Origin of the sequence: Spirochaeta cellobiosiphila DSM 17781 (assembly GCF_000426705.1) — a bacterium.
GTDB lineage: Bacteria > Spirochaetota > Spirochaetia > DSM-17781 > DSM-17781 > Spirochaeta_E > Spirochaeta_E cellobiosiphila.
Genome location: NZ_KE384556.1, coordinates 284,048 through 309,678 on the forward strand (window position 1 = coordinate 284,048; position 25,631 = coordinate 309,678).

Sequence of the window (25,631 nt, forward strand, 5' to 3'; positions counted from 1 at the left end):
TTAGGGTCCTAACCTTTAACAGACCCCATAGTTATACCTTGTTCAAAGTATTTTTGTAGTAATAAGTAAAGAATTAGCATAGGAACAGTGGCCATGATAATAATACCGTACTTCATAGACTCCGCTGCTCTAATCATATCCTCTATAGCTTTGTAATCTGATACAAGTTCTGATGTATCATTACTTACCTTATTAATAGCCAATAAGTCTTTTAATACCGTCTGTAACGGTTGAATGCTATCTTTATCAATATAGATCATAGCTCTAAAGAAATCATTCCACTGCCATACTCCATAAAAGAGTAACATGACAACAACAATGGGTGTTGATATGGGGAGTAATATCTTAAAGAAGTAACCGAAGTGGGTACATCCATCAATCTGTGCTGCCTCATACAATGACTCAATGTTGGACGATTTGAAGTAGGAACTGGCAATGAAAACATTCATCACATTTATCCCGTTTACAAATAATAACACGAATGGTGTATTACGCAAGTGCAAAGATTTAACAAGAATATAGGTAGGTATCAATCCACCCTGAAAAAACATTGTTATCAGAATAAAGATGGTAATAAACTTACGTCCTGAAAAATTTTGCCTTGATATGGGGTAAGCTACAAATAATGTAATCGCCCCACTTATTATGGCCCCAAATAGGGAATACAAAATAGAGTTTCTATAACCAACCCAAATAGGGCTGTAATTAAAGATCCGTTCGTACCCACCCAAAGAAATATCCTTTGGCCAAAAAATGATCTGACCGGAGAGGACATAATCAGGATTACTAATAGAAGCAATCAAGATAAAATAAATAGGGTATATAATGACAAAACAACCTAATATTACAAATACTGTTGTAATAACGTTGAAAATTATATCTTCTTTTGTTTGCTTAAAAGTTAAGGCTGCAACTAAGCCTTCTTTTTTCTTTTTCTTACCAGAGGCTCTCATCTGCAACCTTCTTACTAATTTTGTTCACTGCGATAATAAGTGCTAGATTAATAACAGTCTGGAATAAGTTAATCGCAGTGGAGTAACTAAACTGTGCGTTTATCAAACCAACCTTATATACATATGTTCCGATTATTTCAGAAGTATCCTGATTCAATGCTGTCTGCATTAGTAACGCTTTTTGGTAGTCCACATTCAACATACGCCCTACTTTAAGAAGCAACATCGTTACCAATGTAGGAGTAATGGCAGGAATATCAATTCTTAATATTTTCTGTATCTTGTTAGCACCATCTATTGTGGCAGCTTCATATAAAGAGATATCAACCGCACTAAGGGCAGCTAAATAAATGATAGCTTCATAACCAGAATGCTGCCAAATCCAGCTAATAACGAATATTGGCCTAAACCAGGCAGAACTTCCCATAAAGAATACTGGCTCGCCCCCAAGCTTCTCTATGAAAACATTTACCACACCAGATGAAGGTGATAAGAAGAGATAAATCATACCAACCATAACGACCAAAGAGATAAAGTGAGGTGCGAATGCCACTGTTTGAGAGAACCTTCTCAACCCCTTTAATCTTAAATGGTTCAATACTAATGCAAATAGTATTGGATAAGGAAAGCCTAGTACTATGTTGTACAAACTAAGCTTAATCGTGTTCACCATTAACCGACTAAACATCGGTGATTTAATGAACTTCTCAAAGTGCGTAAATCCAATCCATGGACTCGCTAAGATTCCCTTAGAAATGCTGTAGTTTTTAAACGCGATCTGCAACCCAGCCATAGGAATGTAGCTGTGAATAAAGAAGAAAATCACAGCAGGAAGCACAAACAGATAGAGTTGCCATTCTTTTTGTTGAATGAACTTTCTCTGAAAGCGATTCAATGGGGAATTAAAACTGGTAGAATTGGTTTCTACCGAACCATTGCTTGTTTTCATTTGCTCACTAACCCGTCTTACAAAAGTGTTCTGTGGCCATTATTGAGGTCACTAAAAAAAACTGTAAACGACCAATGTTTCTCAGATGGTGCAATACTTACGATTTCATATGGTACATATTCATTTTTATAATACATTATTTAATCACACTATCAAGCTTTTTATGTTAATATTTTATTTTATTATATAGATTTAATTATATTTCTCCTGTGTACACTTCTTGATAATATAAATAAATATCGAAACATTGCCCTTCCCAACATAATAAGGCACTATATGAACAATTATTATAATGGTTAGAAAGTCAGAATGATCATTATGGAGGATAATATAATGGATGAGATCAGATTATACCCTTCCGTCGCACCAGGATCTGAGGGAATAGAATTAAAAGAAGAAGTCCTGGAAGTCGTAGAAGATAATGGTTGGCGTAAAACAATTGCTCAGCACGTACTTAATCCAAGTTTAATTCCTTGTTTACCCCAAAAGCCTACAGGGACCTGTTTAATGATAATCCCCGGAGGCGGGTTTCAAAGACAAGTTATATCAAAAGAAGGTTTGGACATTGGGAAATGGTTAAATACATTAGGAATAACTTGCTTTATATTAAAACACAGAATGCCAGGCGAAGGTCATGAAAACGACTTGGATGTTCCATTACAAGATAGTCAACGTGCCATACGGGTTATTAGATCATTAGCAAACACATATGGATATGATACTCAGAAAATTGGAGTAATGGGATTTTCAGCAGGTGGACATGTAGCCGCTACCCTGGGAACATGTTATTCAAAAAAAGTGTATAATCCTGTTGATGAGGTGGATACTCTCTCTAGTCGTCCTGATTTTATGGGACTTATCTATCCTGTTGTATCTATGGCGTCCTATGACTCATTAAAGGACAATCTGCCCCAGCATGTCAGAGTTAAAGGTGACATTATCAGAGCTTATCCGACAGACCAGCTTGTCCATTCTGAAGTACCTCCTACTTTTATTGCAGGAGCAGATGATGATAAAGTAACACCACCTGAAAGTGGAATAAATTTTTATCTGGCCTTAAGAAAAGCAGGTTTATCATCTGAGCTCCATCTATTCAAAGAAGGTGGTCATGGCTTCGGACTGGGAAAAGATAGAGGGAATTCTGCTCAATGGACGTCTCTATTTGAAACCTGGCTTAAAAGGCAAGACTTTATACTATAAGGATTAGTCATGAATGATAAAATTAATTGGGGAGTTCTTGGGTATGCAAGAATAGCGAAGACACAAGTTATTCCTGCCATTCTTAAAGATCCAAACTCTGTTCTCTATGGAGTTGCTTCAAGGAGTGAAGAATCCCTCAAAGAATGTCGAACAAATTTTCATCCCCACAACACATACAAATCTTATGAGGAACTGCTTTTGGATCCTAATATAGATGCTGTATATATACCACTGCCTAATGCATTACATCATTTCTGGAGTATACGTGCTTGTGAGGCAGGTAAACATGTTCTATGTGAAAAACCATTAGCTATGAATCTGAATCAATGTCGCCAGATGATTCAGGCATCACAGGCCAATAATGTAACCTTGATGGAAGGCTTCATGTATCGCTATTCCCATAAAATAAAAGAGATAGAACGAATCTTAAGTGAAGGTTTATTAGGAAAGATAAGATACGTTTTTGCAGAATGGCGTTTTTATTTGAACAGACAAAATACGATAAAGGAACAATTACATTTAGGAGGAGGCTCCCTCTTTGATGTGGGCTCCTACCCTGTTAATTTGTTGAGTTTAATTACTAACCAAAAGGCGGATTTTGTACAAGCTACAGCAACGGTTAGAAAGGGTGTTGATATGACTTTTGCCGGTTCGATTGTCTACCCTGACGGACTGACTGCCCAAATTTGCAGTGGATTTACTACTCAAAAAAGAACATACGCTGAGATCGCTGGTGAAAAAGGAAGTTTGGTTATTCCTGATCCTTTTTCGGGAGAGGCTGGTGAATTCTATCTGGATACAGAAGAAGGTAGAACCGTAGTTCCAACGAGAGAGACAGATCGATATCTGTCAGAGATTAAGAACTTCACCTCAGTACTACTGGGTAAAGACGGCAGACTATTATCCTTAGACGATAGCCTTCGCAACACGGAACTATTAGAGAAACTAGGAAATAGAATAAAAAAAGTCAGCCCTGACTCTCTCCAGGGCTAATACTATATACACGAATACTAACGCTAGCTCCGACCTTCAGACAGACTCTTAAAATAGAGATCTTTTGGACGGGCGGCATAGTATCCTCATCAACACCTTCTAAGCATAAGGCTATTCAAGATTTCTGCTATGAGTATAATTATGGTAAATAAAAAGAAAAGGAGATGTAATGGCTTTTTTTGATTTACCTTTAGACGAATTAGTAAAATACAAACCATTAGAAAAAGAGAACAATGATTTTGATGACTTTTGGAATGAAACATTAAGTTCCTCACGTCAATATCCTATTAAAGCGGAATATAAGCTTTTAGAAGAACTATTTGAAACGGTTGATGTTTATGACGTTACCTATGCAGGATATGAAGGACAATCCATTAAAGGTTGGTTTGTTCGCCCTAAGGGTACAAAGAAACTTCCTGTTATCATTGAATACATTGGTTATGGAGGAGGAAGAGGACTAAGTCATGACTGGTTAACCTATGCAAGTGCAGGATACGCTCATTTTATAATGGACACTCGTGGGCAAGGTAGTGGATGGAGTCCTGGTGATACTCCGGATATTGAAAATATCAGTGCCAACCCTCAAAGTCCTGGGTTCATGACAAGAGGTATTCTTGATAAATCAACCTATTATTATAGACGAGTTTTCACAGATGCTGTTAGAGCGGTAGATGCGGTCAAGGAAAGGGATGATATTGATAAGGAACAAATCACAATCTTGGGAGGCAGCCAAGGAGGAGGAATTACTTTAGCAGTAGCAGGTCTTGAACCTAGCGTAAAATACGCTTGTCCTGACGTCCCCTTTTTATGTCATTTCTCTCGATCTGTCAGAATGTTCGACTCATATCCATACAAAGAAATAAGAGATTATCTGCATGTTCATAGAGATAAAATTGATAGAGTTTTCAATACACTATCCTATTTTGATGGTATTAACTTTGCTAAGAGAGCTAAGTGTAAAGCTTTCTTCTCTACAGCACTTATGGATGAAACCTGCCCTCCTTCAACAGTATATGCAGCCTTTAATCACTACAAAGGGGAAAAAGAAATCATCTATTGGGAATTCAATAACCATGAAGGGGGAGGACCTTTTCAAAAACAATATTGGCTTAAGAAGTTTAAGGAAATATTAGAAAAGTAATTAAATTTAATGGTCATGTTGTGCAAAAATAAAAAATTTTTGCACAACAAAAGATATTAGAACAACGAAAATTAGACTTATAAACTGCGATATATATATGTTTAATGAGAATACACTTTTGATATAGTCCAAAATGTAATAGTTCAGGATAAACAGAATGATATAGGAAGCCACCATTTTGGCAAATTCTTTGAGCATTTTACCTTCTGATATTTTGAATGTAAAATATCTATTTGCAAAAAAGGAAAAAACAATACCAAAACTATAATCCCCTATCAATCCAAGTAATTCTGATCCACTCAATGCAAACACAAAAGAAAAGACTATATAGGTTAAAAGTGTATTAATACCACCAATAAGATTAAATTTAATTAGTTGTTTAAGCCAAACACTTGATTCTCTAATATTCATACACTTAATTACTATACACTACAAAGGATTGGTTAGAATGCACAGGAGTATAACCATTTTCTAATAGCCAGGATAGCACATATTCATATTTCTTTTTTTCCAACGTTCTCACCGTGGGTTCTTTTAAATGAGGCCAATTAGATCTTTGAGCTGAAACAGCTAATATTACATATCCTTTTTCTGAATCATATTTACTTAATAAAGACTTTATCGTCTCTAATGGGTTTAAAAATATCCATGGTCCCCATTCATTTGCAATAGGCATGTCTTTATCAAGCATATAATACAATAATGGTGCAGAGTTTAGAACTAATAGATTAGCCTTACTAAAATTAGGAGCCAGTGACATATAATCACACAAATCTTGTAATACTAAAATTCTATCTTTACTAGAAGTTGTCCCTTTTAACATACCCTGACTTCCCATCTGAAGTGACCCTTTCAAGCTATCACGATAGGGTTTCCAGACAACCAAAGCCAAAAGGGAGTAAAATACCAATATAGCTAGCAAGCTAAAGGTTAAAACCTTTTTGTAAGATATAGATTTCATCAGCTGCATTCTAAAAATAAAATAAAGAGACAGAACCATTGGCCAAACAATGCCACCAGAATTTAATATTGTCTTAAACCCTAAATCAGAACCCAAGGAAGATATGATCGCTATAAAAATAGTGGTTAATGTCAAAAACAACTCAGAATATATTAAAGATGATTTAGAAAATCTAAAATAGTAATAATAAAAGAAAACAATTAGCCCTAATACGTAGAAGTGGAAGGAGGGTGAAACGAGAATTTTCAATTTAGGAATAAATGGTACAGAGATCAATGCCATTACAAACAAAATAATTAGAAGGAACTTTTTTTTACTTTGAAGGATTAATATTTCTTGTATTGTGAATATTGAAATAAAAATAAAACCTACTCGAGAAGATTGTATGACAAACTTTTTTACAATAGATGTGATTGAATGTAAATCTGTCTCGTTTGCAGCTTTTGCCTCTTGAGAAGCTGAAGTCATCAGGCTTGCTAACACATTATCGAACAATATTGATATTTTACCCAACAAGAGAATAATTAGTACCCCTAACAAAATACCAATAATTATACCTAGAAGATATTTTTTCCATTGAATTTGGGACAGAATATTCTTATCTTCTTGTTCCTTTTTTTTGTACAATCCAATGTAAATAAATACGCACAAAGGAAATAATAAAAACAATATATTAGGAACTCTTGTATGAATGGAAAAGCCCAATAATACTCCAGAAATGATATAAAAATATCCTTTCTTAGGGAAAAAGCTTTCTTTTAAAAAGAAATAGAAACTACAGGTAATGAGAAATAAAGGGATGGAATTATAGTTTGGTATAGTTATTTGATTTGTAGAATATATCCAACCAACAATCGCAATAATAAATAATGCCCACCAATTTAATTTTCCTTTTATTTGAATAACAAGAAACAGAATTAGAGTCACATTCAGTGTAGATAAAAAGGAATATAATATACGAGCCCATAAAAGATTAGGCTCATCTAACAGGTGTAACCAAAGAGAAAGGATCCAACTAGCGCCCCACATCAAATCAAAAGAATTACTATTATTCTGACTAAAAAAACTCCATGATTTGGATAACATATAACCATGATCTGTCGTATCTATTCCGAAAGAAGCTTTAATAAGGGATAAAACTAGTAATATAGAGAATAGAATTGAAACCTTAAAATTAGTTTCACTATAATATCTGTATATAATAAAATTAAAAATCAACAGAAGTATTAATGTAATGGTAATAAGATAAAAGGAACTAAACACAAACGTATCAATTGATAAATATCCATAATATAGAGAAGCTACCAAACATAAAATCAATAGTATTGGAATAACTAATTTATTTTTTAACTTTAGCAATAAATTCATCAAAATCCCTTATATAATCGTTTAAATCATAGGGGTAATCACTCATTACCAAGAGCACACAATCTTCAGAAAAATCTGACAAAACTTTCCAGGTATTTGTTTTACATAGAATGCCTTTTCTCCGATCATTTAAGTCAAAGAGACACTCCTCAAAACCATTATTAACTGTCACCTTACAGGATCCTTTTAGAGGTACGAGTAATAAAGAAGAATAAATATTCGCATGATGAGCACGGGTCTCACCTATAGCGACATCATATATAAAAAAGATACGCTTTATCTCAAAGGGTACGTCTTTTATAGCTTCAATAGGTAACAAGGCACCTGTCTCATCTGCAAACTCTTTGAAGGATACTTCTTGTACACCATCCATAGCTTGTCTCCTTTATTTTACATTAATTTTATTTTTTATAACCCACTGGGGAGTTCCATTGAGATCCAGATAATTCTTTCCAATGTATTCTCCTATAATTCCCAAGAAAATATTTTGGATTCCACCAAAAAAGAGTACTAATAGAACCAAAGATGTCCAACCGCGAACTACTTCCGGATGTAGCACTTTTTCAATTATAAAAACAACACCTATCACACCTGATATACCAGCAATGAAGATTCCTAGAAAGGTTATAAACCTCATAGGTTTTATTGAAAAGTTTATGAACATATTCAGCCACAAGTTAATTAACTTTCCTATGGTATAATTGGATTCACCTTCAGCCCGTGATTTATGATCTACATACACTGAAGTGATATTATTGGTTACTCTTAGTATGAGACCGTCAATATAAGGAAAGGGCCCTTTGTATTTAACAATTTCATTAATAATATCTCTACTTATAGCTTTAAAACTACTTAGATATAAATCCTTGGGCTTATTTAACAGCCAATTAGAAGTAATATCGTTTAATTTGCTTCCCCAATTCCTAAGAAAGTGATGCTTTTTCTTGTGATATTTTGAATAAACGACATCAAAACCTAAATTAATTTTGTCAACTAGCTTTATGATCTCCGAAGGGGGGTTTTGAAAATCATCATCTATTATTACAGCAACATCACCCTCACAGTGATTCAAAGCACACATAACAGCATTATGTTCACTATAATTTCTTCGTAAACAAATATATTTAACAGTGCTGTATTTTTGCGCAATTTTAGTGCAGACTTCATCACTATTATCTTTACTGCAATCATTAACTAAAACGATCTCTATATTATAGTCTTCTAAAGTTTGAAAACAGGTATCAACCAAACTACTAATCGTATTGGCACCATTATAAACAGGTATACAAACAGATATCAGCATCATTATCCTTCTATATATTTATTCATTATTTTACAAACATATTCTATATCTGCTTCCATATGCCCATAAGATATAGGTAAACTCAATATGGTGCTATGAATCTCTTCACTTATGGGAAAACTAAAAGATCCATATAAGTCTTTTAAACATTCCTGTTGATGAGGGGGAACAGGATAATGTATTTCCGTACCAATGTTGTGTTCGGCCAAGAATTTTCTTAAATCATCTCTCTTTTCATATCTAATGGGAAATATATGAAAGACATTTACGACATCACTACTGACATAAGGCAGAGTATAGGCACTATTCAAACGATTCAAATAGATTTGAGCTAAATTTCTCTTATGGTTATTTATATCTTCTAAGTTCTTTAGTTTGACTCTTAAAAAAGCAGCTTGTAATTCATCCAAGCGAGAATTATAGCCAAGATAATCACAATAATATTTTTTAGAGAAACCATAATTCCTCATCATTCTTACTTTTGTTGCTAATTTCTCATCCGAAGTAACAATAGCACCAGCATCTCCCAAAGCTCCTAAATTCTTTGTTGGATAAAAACTAAAAGCAGCCGCGTCTCCCCAGGTTCCGGACATTTTATCATTAAGCCTAGCCCCATGAGCCTGAGCACAATCTTCTATCAGATAAAGATTATGGCTAGTACAAAAATCTTTTACTGAGGGCATATCCGTCATACCACCATATAGATGAACAACCATTACAGCTGATGTCTTATCTGTTAAGGCGTCACTTAGTTTTTCAGGATCTAGATTATAGTTACGAATATCTGGTTCAACAAGAACGGGAACAAGACCTGCTCTTATTACAGATATAATGGAAGCAATATAGGCATTGGCAGGAATAATAACTTCAGAACCTTTAGGCAGATCTAAGCCTTCTAGTATTAATATTAATGCATCTAAACCGGAAGCCACACCAATACAATGTTCAATATCATTGTAGGAAGCGTACTCTTTTTCGAATTTATCAACTTCCTGCCCTAAAATATACCAGCCCTTTTCTATAACTTCTGCTGATTTCTTATGATATTCGGATAAGAAAGAGTTATTAACAGCTCTTAAATTCTCGTAATCTATTTTTCTTTTAGAATCCATTTCGGAAATACACCTTTTCTATGTAATTACAATGAGCAAATCTACTCTATTATTACTATTATTACAATTACATTGAACATAACAGCTTAACAATTATAACACTATATTGAGCTATTCTCTCACTTTACAACTATTAAGATATTGCAACTGTTCCCAAAGCATCCGTACGCTTGGTAATTGAATACCAGAAGCGGAAGCTTCTTTAATAGGATTGTGATACATATAATGAAGTTCCATTTTTTGATTATTGTCATAATCTAATTTCATACTTGGTTCATAAGGGGTCATTGTTCTTGTTGATGCGAGCATCCCTTCGATCATAGGATCAGTTATATGGCATCCTGCACTTACTGCCCCTTTTTTGACCTCCAGCATTATCCTTTTAATCAATTCAGAGGTGTATGGATTACTCATTAATTGTTCTGTATTGGCGTTCATGACTACCGATAGGCCATTATAGGGAATGTTCCACAATAATTTCTTCCACCGTGATTGATTTAGTGAGGAGGAAACAGAACATTCAATTCCTGAAAATATAAAATCTTCTTTTATACGATGAAGAATATCCAGGTCTGCTTCCTCCAAAGCAGCCATTTCTAATGTTCCTTTATCCAGATGAACAATGTAGCCGGGGCCTCTCTTTTGGGAACATATAAAACACATCCCACCAAAGATATGAGCATCAGGGACTTGTGCTTTTACATCGGATTCCATCCCTAAACCGTTTTGCAACAATAAAATGTGAGAGTCTTTGTTAATACTGACTGCTAATTGCTCTCCTATATCCTTATTGGAATTTGTTTTCGTAGAAATAATGACCACGTCTACTTTGGGAAGGTCTTTAATGAAAGGAACAACATTAATTCCTTTTAAATGAAAATTACCTGTTGGGGAATCAACTTTCAAACCATTTTCTTTTATATAAGAATAGTCACTTCTCGCAACGAAAGTAACGGGAAAATCTGAATTAGCTAATTTTCCTCCATAATAACCACCAATAGCACCAGTTCCTATAATAGCGTATGTCATTAGTAATACCTCTTTTGTTCTATATTGAATAATTGAATATTCTCATTATTATTAGAAAGAGTGGTAGAGTGACAAGAAATACACAGCACAATACCATCACCACAGGGTAAGGATCGGAAGACTCTCCTAATCTGGTAAATTTCCTATTGATATTGACTCCCCTTGATATCAATACACCACCAAGTTCTTCAGCGGTATCTACACTTGATATCAGTAATAACTTAAAAACCAAAAGTCTTATTAAAATAGGATTCATAAAGCTCTTTTGATTTCTATGGACTTTATATAATTGCCAATAAATATCCCTTTTCTGGGTTATATAATTAATTAGAGGGAAAATCAAAAGGTAAAGAAAGATCATTCTCTGATTTGTACTAAACAATCCTAATAAGGCGATTTCCTTGTCCTTTGACCGTAAGTAACTATAGAGATAAGTGATGACGAAAAAATCCGAGATTCTAAAGAAAAATATCAATGCAGTAAAAGTATTTTCTATGAGAATTGGGGTATAAAATTTGATATCAAAGAAACTAGGTTCTTCATAATGGTAAGGATTAATGAGGATAAGAGAAGCTATCAGAATTGCAAAGAAAGCAGCACTCTTGTACTTTTTCATGAAATCAATAAATGACAATCCATATACCCTCAAAATAAGCAAAGATATAAAAAATATCCCCATCAAGAGAAAAATATTGGGTATAAATAAAATAACTTCCAGTAATAAAAGATAGATAAAGATTTGTTTCATATAAACTACTTTCCCATGTCCATTATCAAAGATTAATGGCTCTACTTTCAATAGAACTGACGAAGGATTCATCATGACTGGTAAAACAGGTAACATAGTTTTTACAATTTCTATACTTTAATAAAAGCATCAGCTTCGCCTTATCAACATTATTCATACATCGAGTTGGTTCATCCATAAGTAGGATTCTAGGTTTTTGAAGGATTAATAAGAGAAGGGATAATAATTGTTGATTAGAAACACTAAGAGATAAAGGATGTCTATCAAGGATTCCCTCCCATTGAAGACAGTCTAGTACGCTTTTCATATTTTCATCTCTTTTATTTTTGCCCAACTTCATTCTTTTCATAGTATACAGTATTTCCTTTTTAACCGTATTCTTGTAGAAAAGATGATGGTTGTCCTGGATTTTTAATAAAATAGGAGCTCTTGAGAACTCCTCCTTTTTCTTATTTGAAATAGGATAGTTGAAGAGGATATGCCCTTCTTCAGCTAAAATTAAGTTCATTATCAATTTAAACAGGGTTGTTTTTCCACTGCCATTACATCCTGATAAATAAATATATTCTCCCCAGTAAAATACCAAGTTATATACAAATTTTTTCTCATTGTTTGGATATTCATAAACTAAATCCGTAATGGTCAGAGCGACGTCTTTATCATAGCGGTTAATAGTGCATATATTTGGTAAAGGGCTTATAGGAGGAGACTCTTGGACTAATTTCCCTTTATTCAGATGCAATTTAATGAACTCTCTACTTAGTTTATTTTGATTTTGATTGGTCAATACAAGGAGCAAAGAATTTTTAAGTCTATATTCATTAATGATTTTGAGGATCATTTCTTTGTTTAATGGATCTATTTGTTCAAAAGCATTATCCCATAAAAGAACCTTTGGTTCCCTTATCATAGCAGAGGCGAGTATCAATCGTTGTTTTTCCCCGCCTGATAAAGTTGAACATTCTCTTTTTAGTAATGAATTAAGTTGAAACAGCTGGGCATATACTTCACATTTTTGCCTTATCAATTGAGAAGGTACGGATAAAGCCTGCAGGCTAAAACATAAATCTTCTTCTACCGTTGTACCAAGTAACTGCAGTTCAGTGTCACTAGATATATAGACAATCTCATCCCAGGTGCATTCTATTGAGATATTACCTTGAATATTAGCCTCATAATAATGAGGAACGAGACCCGCTAATACTCTTAGTAAACTAGTTTTTCCACATTGGGAATCACCTTCGATTGAATAGACATGATTCTTTTTAAAGGAATAATTAAGTGAATTTAATACACAGGATTTATTAGAGTAAGATAATGAAAAGTCACTAAGGTTAATTAGTCCCATTCTCTATCTTTTCTAATTTGCACATACGTATTGTATGTTACCTGGGCTATGAGGACATTAAATATAGAACCTAAGAGCAAAAAGGGAATAAGTCCAATAACTCCTGAAAATCCTGCCATAGGATACATGACAAATGCGGATAAGATACCATTACAAATTATTACAATGATACAAGCGATTACTTTCCCAACCTTCTTATTTAAATATCTGAATAAGACAGCCCAGAGGATCATTAATACAGCAATTATAATATGAGTAGGAAGTCCCAAGGGAAAACCAACTAGTCCAGAAGTGAACAGATGTCCTAATCCAATTATGGAAATACCATATCCATATCCGAAAGCAAGACTGGCAAAATAACCAGGCCCGGAATCTAAACCAATTGTGCCTATTGGACTAGGGATTTTTATCATCGCTCCCATTCCTGATAAGGCAATGAAAACAATAATATAAGCCAATTGACGTACTTTCATCTCTCTTTATCCTTTATTCGACCAATTAGGAGACTCTTTTTTTCTAGGGTTTTATCTGTTAATAATTCAGAAGTAATACAAATAGAGCAAGTAGAAGGGCCACCGGATTTGTTCAGATCTACGGTTATATTATCGTTATAAATGATTTGCTGATTATAGGATCTAAGTAAATCCCTTAATTCGCCCTTAATACCTTTTGACCCAACAGGAACAATCTCTTTACATATATCGGAGTTTAGGATCTTCCAACACTCATGATAATCAAATAGATCATCAATATGCTCTATAACTTCATCACCAACGAAGGGCTCACCTAAAATATAAACAAAGTCCCCATCTATAGCTGGAGAAATCTTAATACCATTTTTGCTTATATAACCAGTCAAAGTAATACCAATAGAGGTTTGTTTGGTGGGGAAATTTTTTTCTGTGCTCATCACATAAGGTACGTTTTCTCTACCAAACTTCTGCAACTCATTTTTACAGCCCTTATAGACCTGTTTACCAGTGGAATTCCATTCACAACCCAAAGTTAAGGATAGCCCGGTCAACTCCGCACCAATTGTTAAGAGCTCAAATAAACAGACTCTCATAGCCATACAACCAACGATATACGGATCTACCCTAATAATATCCAGCTCTTTACTTCCAACAGAGGAAGAAGAGTCGCAAACTAGAACTTGATACTTACTATCTTTATTTTCTATGAATAAGACATCTCTATGATCGTACATATGACCCCATTATAAAAAATCCCCATAATTATATAAACACAATCACGGGGATTATAATAACTTAGGTACTAATTATACATCATATGTAGAGGAAGAAACATTCCCGCCTTTACCAGTCCAATTTGTATGGAAAAATTGCCCTCTAGGCTTATCTAACCTTTCATAAGTGTGAGCACCGAAGTAATCACGTTGTGCTTGTAATAAATTAGCAGGAAGTCGTTCTGAACGATAACCATCGAAGAAAGCCAGGGAAGTACTTAAAGTCGGAACTGGGATTCCCAACTCTACTGCTTTCGCTACAACTCTTCGCAGTGCGCCTTGAGATTCTAGAACAACATCTTTGAAGTAATCATCAAGTAAAAGACTTTTCAGTTCAGGATTTTTATCATAAGCTTCTTTTATTTTACCAAGGAAAGCTGAACGGATAATACACCCTCCTCTCCACATTAATGCGATAGAACCATAATTCAAAGTCCAGCTATTTTCTTTAGCCGCTTCTCTCATCAACATAAAACCTTGTGTATAAGAAATGATTTTCGCAAATAATAAGGCTTTTTCAATATCATTTACAAAGCTTTGCTTGTCACCTTCGAATTTTACTCCAGGTCCAGAAAGTATTTTTGATGCTTCCAGGCGTTCGTCTTTGATCGCAGATAAACATCTGGCAAAAACAGCCTCGCCTATAAGAGTTACAGGAACACCGAGGTCTAAAGCCGATATGCCTGTCCACTTTCCCGTTCCCTTTTGTCCGGCAGAATCTAAAATCTTTTCAACAAGGTAGACACCGTCTTCATCTTTAAAGTTGAGGATGTCCCTTGTTATTTCTATCAAATAACTATCTAAAGGTCCTTCATTCCATTTTGAAAATATTTCATGCATTTCAGGATAACTAAAACCTAAACCATCCTTTAACAATTGGTAGGCTTCACCGATTAACTGCATATCTCCATATTCGATCCCATTATGTACCATTTTGACATAATGCCCGGATCCATCATTGCCAACCCAGTCACAACAGGCCTCGTTAGTTTCAGTTTTCGCACTAATGTCCTGAAATATATCTTTGATAGCAGGCCAAGCTTTCTCATTACCACCTGGCATAATAGAAGGCCCACGTCTGGCACCCTCTTCACCACCAGAAACTCCCGCTCCTATAAACAATATTCCTTTTTCTGCTAAAGTTTTGGCTCTTCTATTTGAATCTGGGAAATGACTATTTCCACCATCTATAATGATATCTCCCTCTTCTAAGAAAGGAAGAACCTGTTCAATGAAATGATCCACAACCTCACCGGCTTTAACCATCAGCATCACTCTTCTTGGTCTTTTAAGCATGCTGACTAATTCTTCTATAGTTTGGGTTCCATAAATGGTATCGCGACCTTTAGCTGGACCTTCAATGAAGTCCGTCATTTTTTGAACTGTTCGATTATATACAGCTACGCCATATCCATTATCATTCATATTGAGAACTAGGTTTTGCCCCATAACAGCTAAACCTATTAAACCAATATCTGCCTTAGACATATATTCTCCTCTTTACGCTCTAATGAGACGAAGTAATTCGTTACCAATTTCTTAATAATAAAGATAGGAAAAAAAAACTAACCTGTCCACTTATTGATTGAAAGAGTTGTTCATTGACATTTAAAAGATTTCCTAAAGATAATATTCTGAATAAAAAGGAGGATATCATGTCCAGATTTGATAACCAGATAATCGTAATCACAGGTGGAACAGGGGCTATTGGATCTAGTTTTGTCAAAGCTTTTGTTAAAGAAAGAGCTAAAGTTGTTGTATTAGGTAGAGGGAAAACAGTACCTATTGAAAAAGCTATTGATACAATAAAATCAGAAATTGTTGAAGACTTACATCCTCTCCTATGGGGTATTGCTTGCGATGTTTCCGATGAAAAGGATGTAGCTTCAATGCTTCAAACAGTAGAAAAGAAATGGGGAACACCAGACATCTTAATTAATGCAGCAGGAGGAAATAAAGGGAAATCAAACTTCATTGATGTTGATATTGAGACCTTTAAAGAAGTACTGGAAATGAATTTATTAGGTGGTTTGGTAGTTCCTTCCAAGCTGATATCTAAACTATGGATTGATAAGAAAATGGAAGGCACCATTATCAATGTAGCCTCAGTCGCCTCCTATCTTCCTCTCACTGGTGTTTGGGCTTATGATGCCTCCAAAGCTGGTGTTATGAATTTAACAGCAGGATTGGCTAATGAATTAGCCCAATATAAAATTCGTGTAAACGGTATCTGCCCTGGATTTTATATTGGCCATCAGAATAGAGATCTACTGTATTCTGATTATAGTAAAGGGGAGCTCAGTCAAAGAGGTAAAGATGTTATTGCTCATACCCCTTTTGGTAGATTTGGGCAAGTTGAAGAATTAAATGGAACTCTTTTGTATTTGGCCGACAAGAGTCAGTCAGGTTTTGTGACTGGAGTGACAATACCCGTTGATGGTGGATATCTAATCAACAATATTTAGACCACGAGACAGATCTGAATATCACATACATTTGTTAATGTTGGACCTGTATGAAGTAAGGATTCCAATAGTTCTAATGCTTTGTTAGAATTATTATCTCTGAGGTATTTGTACAGGTCTAACTTTTGATATATGACATCCTCTAAATCCTTAGAACATACAATACCGCCAGCGTCCTCCGTTGGTCCATCAGTTCCATCACTTGCCCCGGACAAAAAGTAGACATCTTCTATGTAATCATCTTTTAAAGCATTGAGAAAAGCCAGAGCCATTTCCTGATTTCTCCCCCCTACCCCCTGACCTTTTATAGTCACAGTTGATTCTCCCCCTGCTATTAATACCACAGGAGAAGGATGGGGAATGGAGTACGCTCTAATGCTTTTAGCAATAGAATGAAATACATTTGCTATTTCTCTCGCTTCCCCCTTCAAGTGGGAAGTCAAAGACAATACAGAGAACCCTCGTTGCTCTGCTTGTTCTTTGACTTCTGTTAATAATGTATAATTAGTCCCTATTAGAATATTGGTCACTTTTTCAAAACATTGATGGTTAAACTTTGGAGTTTCAGGAAATAGCCCCTCTGCCCCTTTAATGAACAGAGACATTACATTAGCACCTAATGGGAGATCATACTTTTCTAGGATAGATAAACAATCTTTATAGGTAGACGGATCAGGTACAGTGATTCCACTCCCTATAATGGAAAGATCATTTGATATCACATCAGATAAAGTAAGGGTTAGACAAGAAGCAGGAAATAGCATCTCCATTAGCCGTCCTCCCTTTACATTACTTAAGTGCTTACGGATTTGATTGATTTCCTCTATGGGGGCCCCACAGTCAAGCAATTTTTGAGTTGTATCCATAATATCACTAAGACTTAGAGTAATATCTTCATTACAAAAAGGGGATGTTAACAAAGCAGAAGCCCCCCCAGATAAGAGAACAATGACCAAATCAGTTTCACAGGTTCCTTCCAACAGGGCTCTGACCCGTTGAGAAGCAACCAAACTATTCTCATTAGGAATGGGATGACCAGCTTCGATATAGGGTGACTTTAAACCTTGAATAGTATGATTTTTTTTTGTTATGACAAGAGAATCACTTATCCTCTTGCCTAAGAGTTCTTCCATAGCAAGAGTCATAGAGGACGCCGCCTTACCAATTCCCAGTAGTATAATGCGATCAAAATTATTTAAAGATATATGTGAGTCTTTACCTGTATGATCAAGTAAATTAAGTTCATCATTTGTAAGATGACATCGACTTTTAATTAAAGAATATGGGTCTACAGATTCTAATGATTTTTTAAATAATGATTCTAATTCTAGTTTGTAGGACAAATTATCCTCCTACAAGCATTATAAATAAAATACCGTGGATATGCAATTTAAGAATATTGTTGGAATGTTTGTCTATTAATACCTATCAAAAAAGATGAATCTAAATAAAAGGGTCGCTACAAATGAAATGATACTGTTGTAACAACCCTCCTATATAACTTCTAGTTACTTTGACTTTTCTTTTTAGCAAGAACATCAAAAAAGACAGCAAGAAGAAGAACTAAACCTTTGATAGCCTGCTGCCAATCAACACTTACGCCCATAATAGACATTCCGTTATTTAAAACGCCCATTACAAGACCGCCGACAATAGCACCTATGATAGTACCAATACCACCGGATGCAGAAGCACCCCCTATAAAACATGAGGCTATAGCATCTAGTTCAAACATATTACCAGCTTTTGGGGTTGCTGCATTTAGTCGTCCAGCAACTACTAAACCTGTTAAGGCGGAGAGCAGGCCCATATTGGTGTAAACTAAGAACATAACTCTTTTCGTCTTCACACCGGATAACTTTGCGGCTTTTTCATTTCCCCCGAGAGCATAAACATGACGGCCAAAAACAGTTCTCTGTGTGATAAAAGAATAAACAGCGACCAGAAAGATAAGTAAGATAAGAACAATAGGAATACCGTTATACTGAGCTAAGCTAATACTAAGAAGATTGATAGCTACAACCATGATTGCTAATTTTACAAACTCAATCCAAAACGGAACAACATCAAAGCCATACTTAACTTTACTACTACGTCTATTAAGGCTCATCAAGACCACAATAACAGATGCTACTATTCCTAATATGACAGCGACCGCATTAAGACCAAATATCTCAAAATTGTTCCCTGGCAAATAACCAGCAGCAATAGATTGAAAACTCTTTTCAAATGGAGACTTGGTTTGTCCTTTAAGGATTACCATCGTTAGTCCACGCCAAATAAGCATACCTGCTAGTGTTACTATAAAAGCAGGTATTCGCATATAGGCAATAAAGTAACCATGAAAAGCACCTACTAAAATACCTATAATCAACGCAAAACCGATTGTCATACCGACAGGAAGCCCCCAGTCCACCATCATAATAGCAGAAATCGCCCCAACAAAAGCTACAACAGACCCTACTGAGAGATCAATATTACCAGTCAATATACAAAGAAGCATACCAGTTGCCAGTATAAGGACATAAGCGTTTTGAAGAACGATATTATTGATATTCATAGGGCGAAACAGGATTCCACCAGTTAATGACTGAAATAAAAGCATTATGAATATGAGAGCCAAGACCATTCCATTTTGTCTCATATTATTCTTGAAATAATTACTCAACTGATTCATCAAACATACTCCTTGAAAGTTTTAGATTGTTTTTGGTGATTCATGATTGTTTTCATAATTGCCTCTTGACTAGCGTATCTTCGCTCAAGACAACCGGCAATCTCACCATCATTAACAACATAAATGCGATCACACATACCAAGAAGTTCTGGCATCTCCGAACTGATAATAAGGATTCCTTTTCCTTCAGATGCTAACTCATTAATGATAGTATAGATCTCATATTTGGCCCCTACATCAATTCCCCTTGTAGGCTCATCAAGCACAAGTACATCTGGAGCTGACATCAACCATTTACTCAATACAACTTTCTGCTGATTTCCTCCTGATAAACTATCCACAACCTGATCTAAACCAGTTGAACGAACGGCAAGTTTATTTCTATATTTTTCTGCTTCAAGAATCTCTAAATTAGGATTAATAACTTTAAATCGACTAATTTTATTTAAATTAGCCAGGGAGATATTCTTTTTAATATCATTAATGAGTACTAAACCATATTCCTTTCGATCCTCTGTGAGATAAATAAATCCATTATCAATACATTTATTTACTGTACTTACATTTACCTCTTTCTCTTTAATAAATACTTTACCAGAATGTTTCTGACCGTAAGATTTACCAAACAAACTCATGGCTATCTCTGTACGCCCGGCTCCCATTAATCCTGCAAAGCCAACAACTTCTCCTTTATTAATAGAAAAAGATACACTGTCAGCGACTTTTCTATTCTCATGCTGAGGATGATAGACGGTCCAATTTTCAACTCTAAATATCTCGTCCCCAATAACATTATTCCGCTCTGGCCAACGATCGGTAATTTCTCTACCAACCATACTCTTGATTATCCTGTCTTCAAGAAAACCACCATCCTGTTTATTCATGGTTTCAATAACTTTTCCATCACGAATAACTGTTATGTGGTCTGCTACTTTTTCAATTTCATTTAACTTATGTGTGATTAATATGGAAGTAACCCCTTCCTTTTTTAGTTCAATTAAAAGATCCAATAGATTATTTGATTCTTCATCATTTAGGGCAGCTGTAGGTTCGTCAAGAATAAGAAGCTTTACATCTTTTGATAAAGCTTTAGCTATTTCAACTAACTGTTGTTTTCCTACGCCAATATTCCCTATTAGAGATGCGGGATTTTCTTCTAAACCAACTTTTTTTAATAATGTTTCTGCCTTCTGAGAAGTTTTATTCCAGTCAATAACGCCTTTATTTGCGTTTTCATTTCCCAAAAAAATATTCTCAGCTATGGAAAGATAAGGAATTAAAGCCAGTTCCTGGTGAATAATTACTATACCAAGCTTTTCGGAGTCCTTAATATCCTTGAAAATACACTCATTACCGTCCAAAAATATTTGTCCATCAAAAGAACCATGTGGGTGGACTCCTGATAACACTTTCATTAATGTAGATTTTCCGGCTCCATTCTCACCTACAATGGCATGGATTTCCTGACTGATTACAGATAAACTTACTTCATGTAGAGCAGTCACACCGGCAAACTTTTTTGTAATGTTTCTCATCTCTAATAAATTGTTTGCCATTTAATTACCCCAGACAAGAGGAGGATGTAGAAAACATCCTCCCATTTAAATAAATACTCTACATTCCCAATTGAGCTTTGGTGTAATAACCAGAGTCAACCAATGCAGATTCCCAATTATTAATATCAACGGAAACAGGTTCTTCAAGATAAGAAGGAACGACTTTAACACCATTGTTATAGGTTTTTGTGTCATTGATTTCAGGAGTTCCACCACTTAAAACAGCATCAACCATATCAGCAGCTCTTTTCGCAAGAGTTCTTGTATCTTTAAATACAGTTTGAGCCTGTTCACCAGCTAAGATAGATTTGACTGAAGGTATTTCAGCATCTTGTCCTGTTACTACAGGGATATCCTTTGTGGAACCATAACCAACAGATTTAAGAGCTGACAAGATTCCAATGGACAAACCATCATAAGGAGAAAGTACAGCGTCAACATGTTTATCTGTATAATAAGCAGCTAATAAGTTATCCATTCTTTGTTGAGCGACAACCCCATCCCATCGAAGTGTGGCTACCTGATCAAAATTAGTTTGACCAGAAGGTATCACTAATTGACCTTTATCAACATAAGGTTGAAGAACACTCATGGCACCATCAAAGAAGTAATATGCATTAGTATCATCAGGAGAACCAGCAAATAATTCTATATTGTATGGACCTGAACCAGAGGCCAGTTCTAGTGCTTTAATGATATAGGATCCCTGTAGAACTCCAACTTTGAAATTGTCAAAGGTTGCATAATAACTTACATGTGGTGAGTTCACGATAAGTCTATCGTAAGCTATAATCTTAACATCATTTTGAGCTGCTTGTTCTAAAACATTAAATAAAGCAGCCCCATCTATGGCAGCAATCACTAAGCAGTTAGCCCCTTTAACAATCATATTTTCAATCTGTGCAACCTGGGCATCAATATTATCTTCTGCATATTGAAGATCTACCTTATAACCACGCTCTTCAAGGATATCCTTCATGTATCCACCATCTTGAATCCATCTTTGAGAGGATTGTGTGGGCATGGCAATTCCTACTATTTGTTCTCCTCCACCATCTTTCCCATTACATCCTGAAATGAGCAAGAGTACAGAAAATATCAGTATGACAATTCCTATAAATCTTTTCATACTTTTCTCCTTTTGTTGATTTTCTCATGGGGGGCCGTACACGAAATCTGATTAATATTTCACCCATGAAACTACATTCATGGTAAGTCGGGATTATAGGCCTGTCAATGAAAATGTGTTCGTTAACGCATCAAACATAAAAGGATTAATGTAAGTTTTCTTTTGTAATTATATCAACAGGGAGAAGAACCTTATCATCAATATGTTGCTTAAGACCTTGACTTCGGTGCATATTCTGAAGAGCAAAAATAGCTTGAACAGCAGGGCGTTGTGATAAAATAAACTCTATCCTACCATCTTTTAACATCTGCTTGTTACTCTCAACAACATCATAACCAACAACCTTAATCTCTTTATATCCTAAAGCTTCACAAGCAGAAACATATAAATGTGTAGTGGCATTAGGAACAAAAAGACCAGGCTGTTCGTGACTAGGGTTTCTAAAAAAGGGTTCAATCAAGAGCTGAGCATCTTTTAAGTTATCCGTATCAGAGCCAATAACAGAAAACACTCTTTTATCCGGATTTTTAGTAAAAAATTGACAAAATCCATTTATTCGTTCTTTTAGGTGATTATCCTTTTCAGATATGTCTACCACTATCACATGAGCCTTTTCATCAATAAGCAAATGCAATAAACGACCAGCAAGTTTACCGGATTGATAATCATCTAGACCAATATAGCAAAATGTTTCCAACTCAATCTCTTGTTCAATACCCGGAAGGTTACTATCGAATAGAATGATATTCCTTCCCAATTTACCTTCGCGAATCGCGGACTTAAAAAGGGAAGGTCTTACAGGAGCTAGTATATACCCTGATAAATTGAGCTCGGAAGCTAAGTTAAGAGTATCCTGAATATTCACTTCATCAAACCTATTGAAGTGAAAGAATTTGACAGATACCCCAAGAGGGTTCAAATCCTTTTCAGCTTCTTTAAAACCATTATAACAAAGTTGCCAATATCCAGAATCCTGATCCAAATTGGGCATAATAACGCCATAGGTGACATTGTTTTTCTGTTTTAATCTAGAGGCCATAAAATCCAGCGTAAAACCAGTTTCTTCAATGATACTGAGAATCCTTGTCTTCGTATCATCACTTACACGGCCTCTATTATGCAAAACTCTATCAACCGTACCTATTGATACTCCTGCCAGTTTAGCAATGTCTTTTATTGTCACCTTATTCATATTACTTAGCCTCAGTTCGATTTGATAAGGTAATATAAAAAAAGGATCTACTTCTGTCCATAATAGGCATTTGGACCATGCTTTCTCTGAAAGTGTTTCTGAACTAAATATTCGGGTAATCCGTTCTTCTGACCTCCATATATAGACTCTGTAAGTTTTGCCATTTGAGCAAGTTCCTCTAATACAGCCGCATTATATAGAGCTTTCGAAGGAGTCGCCCCCCAAGTAAAGGGTCCATGACCTTCAATCAATACCATCTGACAATATTCAGGATTGATATTTTGCGCTTTAAGATATTCCGTAATCTGCAACCCCGTTTCGACTTCATAGTCTTTCATAATACGATCTTCACTCATTATAGGAGCACATGGTATAGCAACAGGGGAATGATCTGCATGAGTCGTTCCGTATACAGGAATAGAGCGTCCTGCCTGAGCCCATGCAGTGGCATGAGTTGAATGGGTATGAACAACACCTCCAATATCAGGAAAGTGTCTATACAAATGAAGATGAGTAGGAGTATCACTAGAGGGACGCAATGTCCCCTCTTTTATATTTCCTTCAAGATCCAATACCACAATATCATCAGCTTTCAATTTATCATAACTTACTCCACTTGGTTTTATCCCGACCAAACCAAGTTCTGGATAATACGCTGATACATTACCAAAAGTAAAAATAGCTAATTTTAATTCTGGTATTTGTTTATTAGCCTCTAAAACTTCCTGTTTTAATTCTTTTACTGTCTTCATTGTTATTACCTTAGCTTTGCTGCCAATTCACTAAGAATAAGATCGGTATCTAACTCTTTGCTTGTAGTCCCTTCTCCAATTCGAATAAGCTCCATATCCAGAATATTTGCCAAATCAGCTATGTGATTATAATTTAGAGCTGTAGAAAAAACAGTATGGTGAGCCCCTCCTGCCTTAATCCAGCTTTCTAAACCGGTCTTAAAATCTGGTTTTGGTTTCCACAATACGCGAGCAACTGGTAATTTGGGCATAGGAATCGTTGGTTTTATTGCGTCTACTTCATTGACAATTAATCTTAATCGATTACCCATATCAACAAGGGATACGTTGATAGCATTACCACCATCACCATCAAATACTAATCTAGCAGGATCATCTTTATCTCCTATTCCCAAAGGATGAACCTCTAATTTGGGTTTTATATTAGGATTACCAATGGACGGACAGATTTCAAGCATATGAGCTCCTAAGACCATTTTATCATTAGGATCCATATGATAAGTATAATCTTCCATAAAAGACGTACCACCGCCTAAGCCTTTTGCCATAGTTTTAAGCGCTCTCACCATAGAAGCGTGTTTCCAATCACCTTCTGCCCCAAATCCGTAACCATCAGAAAGCAAATTCTGCACAGCCAAACCGGGGAGCTGAGGCAATCCATGAAGATCTTCAAATGTGGTAGTAAAAGCACCAAAGCCACCATCTTCTAAGAATTTACGCAAACCTAATTCAATCTTGGCCTGTTCTTTTATCCTCTTTACAGACAAAGAATTATTGATTATATCATCAGATATTTGGAACTTTTGTTGATATTGCTTATACTGTTCATCTACCGATTTATCAGATATTTGATTTACAACGTCTACCAGGTCCATAATCCCATAACCATCAACCCGAATTCCCATCTTGATTTGGACCTCGACTTTATCACCTTCAGTTACAGCCACATTTCGCATATTGTCCCCAAAGCGGGCGACTCGTAAATTCTGTAAATCATCCCAACCTACGACGGCTCTCATCCATTGGCCGAGTTCTCCTTGAATACTCTTATCTTTCCAATAGCCAGCAATTATTTTCCTCTTAATCCGCATTCTGGCGCCAATATATCCATATTCCCGATCACCATGAGCACTCTGATTGAGGTTCATAAAATCCATATCAATACTATCCCAGGGGATGTCTCTATTAAATTGAGTATGAAGATGAGCCAGTGGTTTTGCTAATAGGGATAAACCTTTAATCCACATTTTAGCAGGTGAAAATGTGTGCATCCAAGTAACAACACCAATACAATCTTCGTCAGCACTTGCTTCAGTTAATGCTTTCGCAATTCCTTCTGAAGTTAGTACAGTAGGTCTCCATAAGAGCTCGACAGGTAAATTAGCAGACTCATTCAATTCTCCAACCATTTGTTTTGAATGACGGGCTACTTCTTTCAAAGTATCTTCTCCGTATAGATCCTGACTGCCTGTAATAAACCATATTTTTTTATTGCTAATTCTCATAATA

At 35.5% G+C, this 25,631-nt stretch carries 24 protein-coding genes; 4 read left to right on the top strand and 20 right to left on the bottom strand.

The window, feature by feature from the left end; translation table 11 throughout:
* Positions 1 to 8: 8 nt before the first annotated feature.
* Positions 9 to 953, bottom strand: a complete 945-nt coding sequence (locus K345_RS0113940; RefSeq protein ID WP_028974685.1) for a carbohydrate ABC transporter permease — start codon at positions 951 to 953, stop codon at positions 9 to 11.
* A complete protein-coding gene (locus tag K345_RS0113945) occupies positions 937 to 1,902 on the bottom strand; it encodes an ABC transporter permease (protein ID WP_028974686.1) in 966 nt (321 codons plus the stop codon). Before K345_RS0113945 ends, K345_RS0113940 begins: the two co-directional genes overlap by 17 nt.
* 333 nt (positions 1,903 to 2,235) lie before the next feature.
* Between K345_RS0113945 and K345_RS0113950 the strand changes: the two genes are divergently transcribed.
* The 3 genes from K345_RS0113950 (at position 2,236) to K345_RS0113960 (ending at position 5,236) form a co-directional block, all read left to right on the top strand.
* Entirely contained in the window at positions 2,236 to 3,102 is an 867-nt protein-coding gene (locus tag K345_RS0113950) for an alpha/beta hydrolase (RefSeq protein ID WP_053228325.1), read from the top strand.
* Between the two features lie 9 nt (positions 3,103 to 3,111).
* Positions 3,112 to 4,095 carry a Gfo/Idh/MocA family protein gene (locus tag K345_RS0113955; RefSeq protein WP_028974688.1) on the top strand — a complete coding sequence of 328 codons (984 nt, stop codon included), beginning with the start codon at positions 3,112 to 3,114 and terminating at the stop codon, positions 4,093 to 4,095.
* Positions 4,096 to 4,264: 169 nt separating this feature from the next.
* Complete coding sequence (locus tag K345_RS0113960; RefSeq protein ID WP_028974689.1) at positions 4,265 to 5,236, top strand: acetylxylan esterase; 972 nt, start codon at positions 4,265 to 4,267, stop codon at positions 5,234 to 5,236.
* Between the two features lie 6 nt (positions 5,237 to 5,242).
* On the opposite strand, the gene K345_RS0113965 is transcribed toward K345_RS0113960, so the two are convergent.
* The 11 genes from K345_RS0113965 to gnd form a co-directional block, all read right to left on the bottom strand.
* Positions 5,243 to 5,647, bottom strand: coding sequence for a GtrA family protein (locus tag K345_RS0113965; protein WP_028974690.1), 405 nt, complete (start codon positions 5,645 to 5,647; stop codon positions 5,243 to 5,245).
* 4 nt (positions 5,648 to 5,651) lie between these two features.
* A complete protein-coding gene (locus K345_RS0113970) occupies positions 5,652 to 6,902 on the bottom strand; it encodes a hypothetical protein (RefSeq protein ID WP_156888412.1) in 1,251 nt (416 codons plus the stop codon).
* A 634-nt stretch (positions 6,903 to 7,536) separates the two neighbouring features.
* Positions 7,537 to 7,938, bottom strand: a complete 402-nt coding sequence (locus K345_RS0113975) for a sugar 3,4-ketoisomerase (RefSeq protein ID WP_028974692.1) — start codon at positions 7,936 to 7,938, stop codon at positions 7,537 to 7,539.
* A 12-nt stretch (positions 7,939 to 7,950) separates the two neighbouring features.
* Complete coding sequence (locus tag K345_RS0113980) at positions 7,951 to 8,868, bottom strand: glycosyltransferase family 2 protein (protein WP_028974693.1); 918 nt, start codon at positions 8,866 to 8,868, stop codon at positions 7,951 to 7,953.
* 2 nt (positions 8,869 to 8,870) lie between these two features.
* Positions 8,871 to 9,980 (bottom strand): DegT/DnrJ/EryC1/StrS family aminotransferase, encoded by a 1,110-nt coding sequence (locus tag K345_RS0113985; protein WP_037572476.1) that lies wholly within the window; start codon positions 9,978 to 9,980, stop codon positions 8,871 to 8,873.
* A gap of 111 nt (positions 9,981 to 10,091) precedes the next feature.
* Entirely contained in the window at positions 10,092 to 11,009 is a 918-nt protein-coding gene (locus K345_RS0113990; protein WP_028974695.1) for a 2-dehydropantoate 2-reductase, read from the bottom strand.
* A gap of 19 nt (positions 11,010 to 11,028) precedes the next feature.
* Positions 11,029 to 11,625, bottom strand: coding sequence for a hypothetical protein (locus K345_RS0113995; RefSeq protein ID WP_156888413.1), 597 nt, complete (start codon positions 11,623 to 11,625; stop codon positions 11,029 to 11,031).
* Between the two features lie 157 nt (positions 11,626 to 11,782).
* On the bottom strand, positions 11,783 to 13,105 hold the full coding sequence (locus K345_RS0114000; RefSeq protein ID WP_028974697.1) for an ATP-binding cassette domain-containing protein: 1,323 nt from the start codon (positions 13,103 to 13,105) through the stop codon (positions 11,783 to 11,785).
* A complete protein-coding gene (locus K345_RS21185) occupies positions 13,096 to 13,578 on the bottom strand; it encodes a hypothetical protein (RefSeq protein ID WP_053228326.1) in 483 nt (160 codons plus the stop codon). The genes K345_RS0114000 and K345_RS21185 overlap by 10 nt, the downstream gene beginning before the upstream one ends.
* On the bottom strand, positions 13,575 to 14,312 hold the full coding sequence (locus tag K345_RS0114010) for a hypothetical protein (protein WP_028974698.1): 738 nt from the start codon (positions 14,310 to 14,312) through the stop codon (positions 13,575 to 13,577). Before K345_RS0114010 ends, K345_RS21185 begins: the two co-directional genes overlap by 4 nt.
* Before the next feature lie 72 nt (positions 14,313 to 14,384).
* Positions 14,385 to 15,839 (bottom strand): decarboxylating NADP(+)-dependent phosphogluconate dehydrogenase, encoded by a 1,455-nt coding sequence (gnd, locus tag K345_RS0114015; protein ID WP_028974699.1) that lies wholly within the window; start codon positions 15,837 to 15,839, stop codon positions 14,385 to 14,387.
* Positions 15,840 to 16,006: 167 nt separating this feature from the next.
* Here gnd and K345_RS0114020 point away from each other — a divergent pair, with 167 nt between their 5' ends.
* Positions 16,007 to 16,816 (top strand): SDR family NAD(P)-dependent oxidoreductase, encoded by an 810-nt coding sequence (locus tag K345_RS0114020; protein WP_037572628.1) that lies wholly within the window; start codon positions 16,007 to 16,009, stop codon positions 16,814 to 16,816.
* Here K345_RS0114020 and K345_RS0114025 read toward each other — a convergent pair.
* From K345_RS0114025 to araA, 7 genes are all read right to left on the bottom strand, one after another.
* The gene (locus tag K345_RS0114025; protein WP_028974701.1) at positions 16,813 to 18,159 is read right to left on the bottom strand and encodes a glycerate kinase type-2 family protein; all 1,347 of its coding nucleotides are present in this window, start codon (positions 18,157 to 18,159) and stop codon (positions 16,813 to 16,815) included. The two genes, K345_RS0114020 and K345_RS0114025, sit on opposite strands and share 4 nt — an antisense overlap.
* 161 nt (positions 18,160 to 18,320) lie before the next feature.
* A complete protein-coding gene (gene mmsB / locus K345_RS0114030) occupies positions 18,321 to 19,493 on the bottom strand; it encodes a multiple monosaccharide ABC transporter permease (RefSeq protein ID WP_028974702.1) in 1,173 nt (390 codons plus the stop codon).
* A complete protein-coding gene (gene mmsA, locus K345_RS0114035) occupies positions 19,493 to 21,049 on the bottom strand; it encodes a multiple monosaccharide ABC transporter ATP-binding protein (RefSeq protein ID WP_028974703.1) in 1,557 nt (518 codons plus the stop codon). The genes mmsB and mmsA overlap by 1 nt, the downstream gene beginning before the upstream one ends.
* 58 nt (positions 21,050 to 21,107) lie before the next feature.
* Positions 21,108 to 22,178: a multiple monosaccharide ABC transporter substrate-binding protein gene (gene chvE / locus K345_RS0114040; RefSeq protein WP_028974704.1), complete on the bottom strand. Its 1,071-nt coding sequence runs from the start codon at positions 22,176 to 22,178 to the stop codon at positions 21,108 to 21,110.
* Positions 22,179 to 22,323: 145 nt separating this feature from the next.
* The gene (locus tag K345_RS0114045; protein ID WP_028974705.1) at positions 22,324 to 23,370 is read right to left on the bottom strand and encodes a LacI family DNA-binding transcriptional regulator; all 1,047 of its coding nucleotides are present in this window, start codon (positions 23,368 to 23,370) and stop codon (positions 22,324 to 22,326) included.
* A 47-nt stretch (positions 23,371 to 23,417) separates the two neighbouring features.
* The gene (araD, locus tag K345_RS0114050; RefSeq protein ID WP_028974706.1) at positions 23,418 to 24,122 is read right to left on the bottom strand and encodes an L-ribulose-5-phosphate 4-epimerase AraD; all 705 of its coding nucleotides are present in this window, start codon (positions 24,120 to 24,122) and stop codon (positions 23,418 to 23,420) included.
* A 5-nt stretch (positions 24,123 to 24,127) separates the two neighbouring features.
* Complete coding sequence (araA, locus tag K345_RS0114055) at positions 24,128 to 25,627, bottom strand: L-arabinose isomerase (RefSeq protein ID WP_037572479.1); 1,500 nt, start codon at positions 25,625 to 25,627, stop codon at positions 24,128 to 24,130.
* Positions 25,628 to 25,631: the final 4 nt, after the last annotated feature.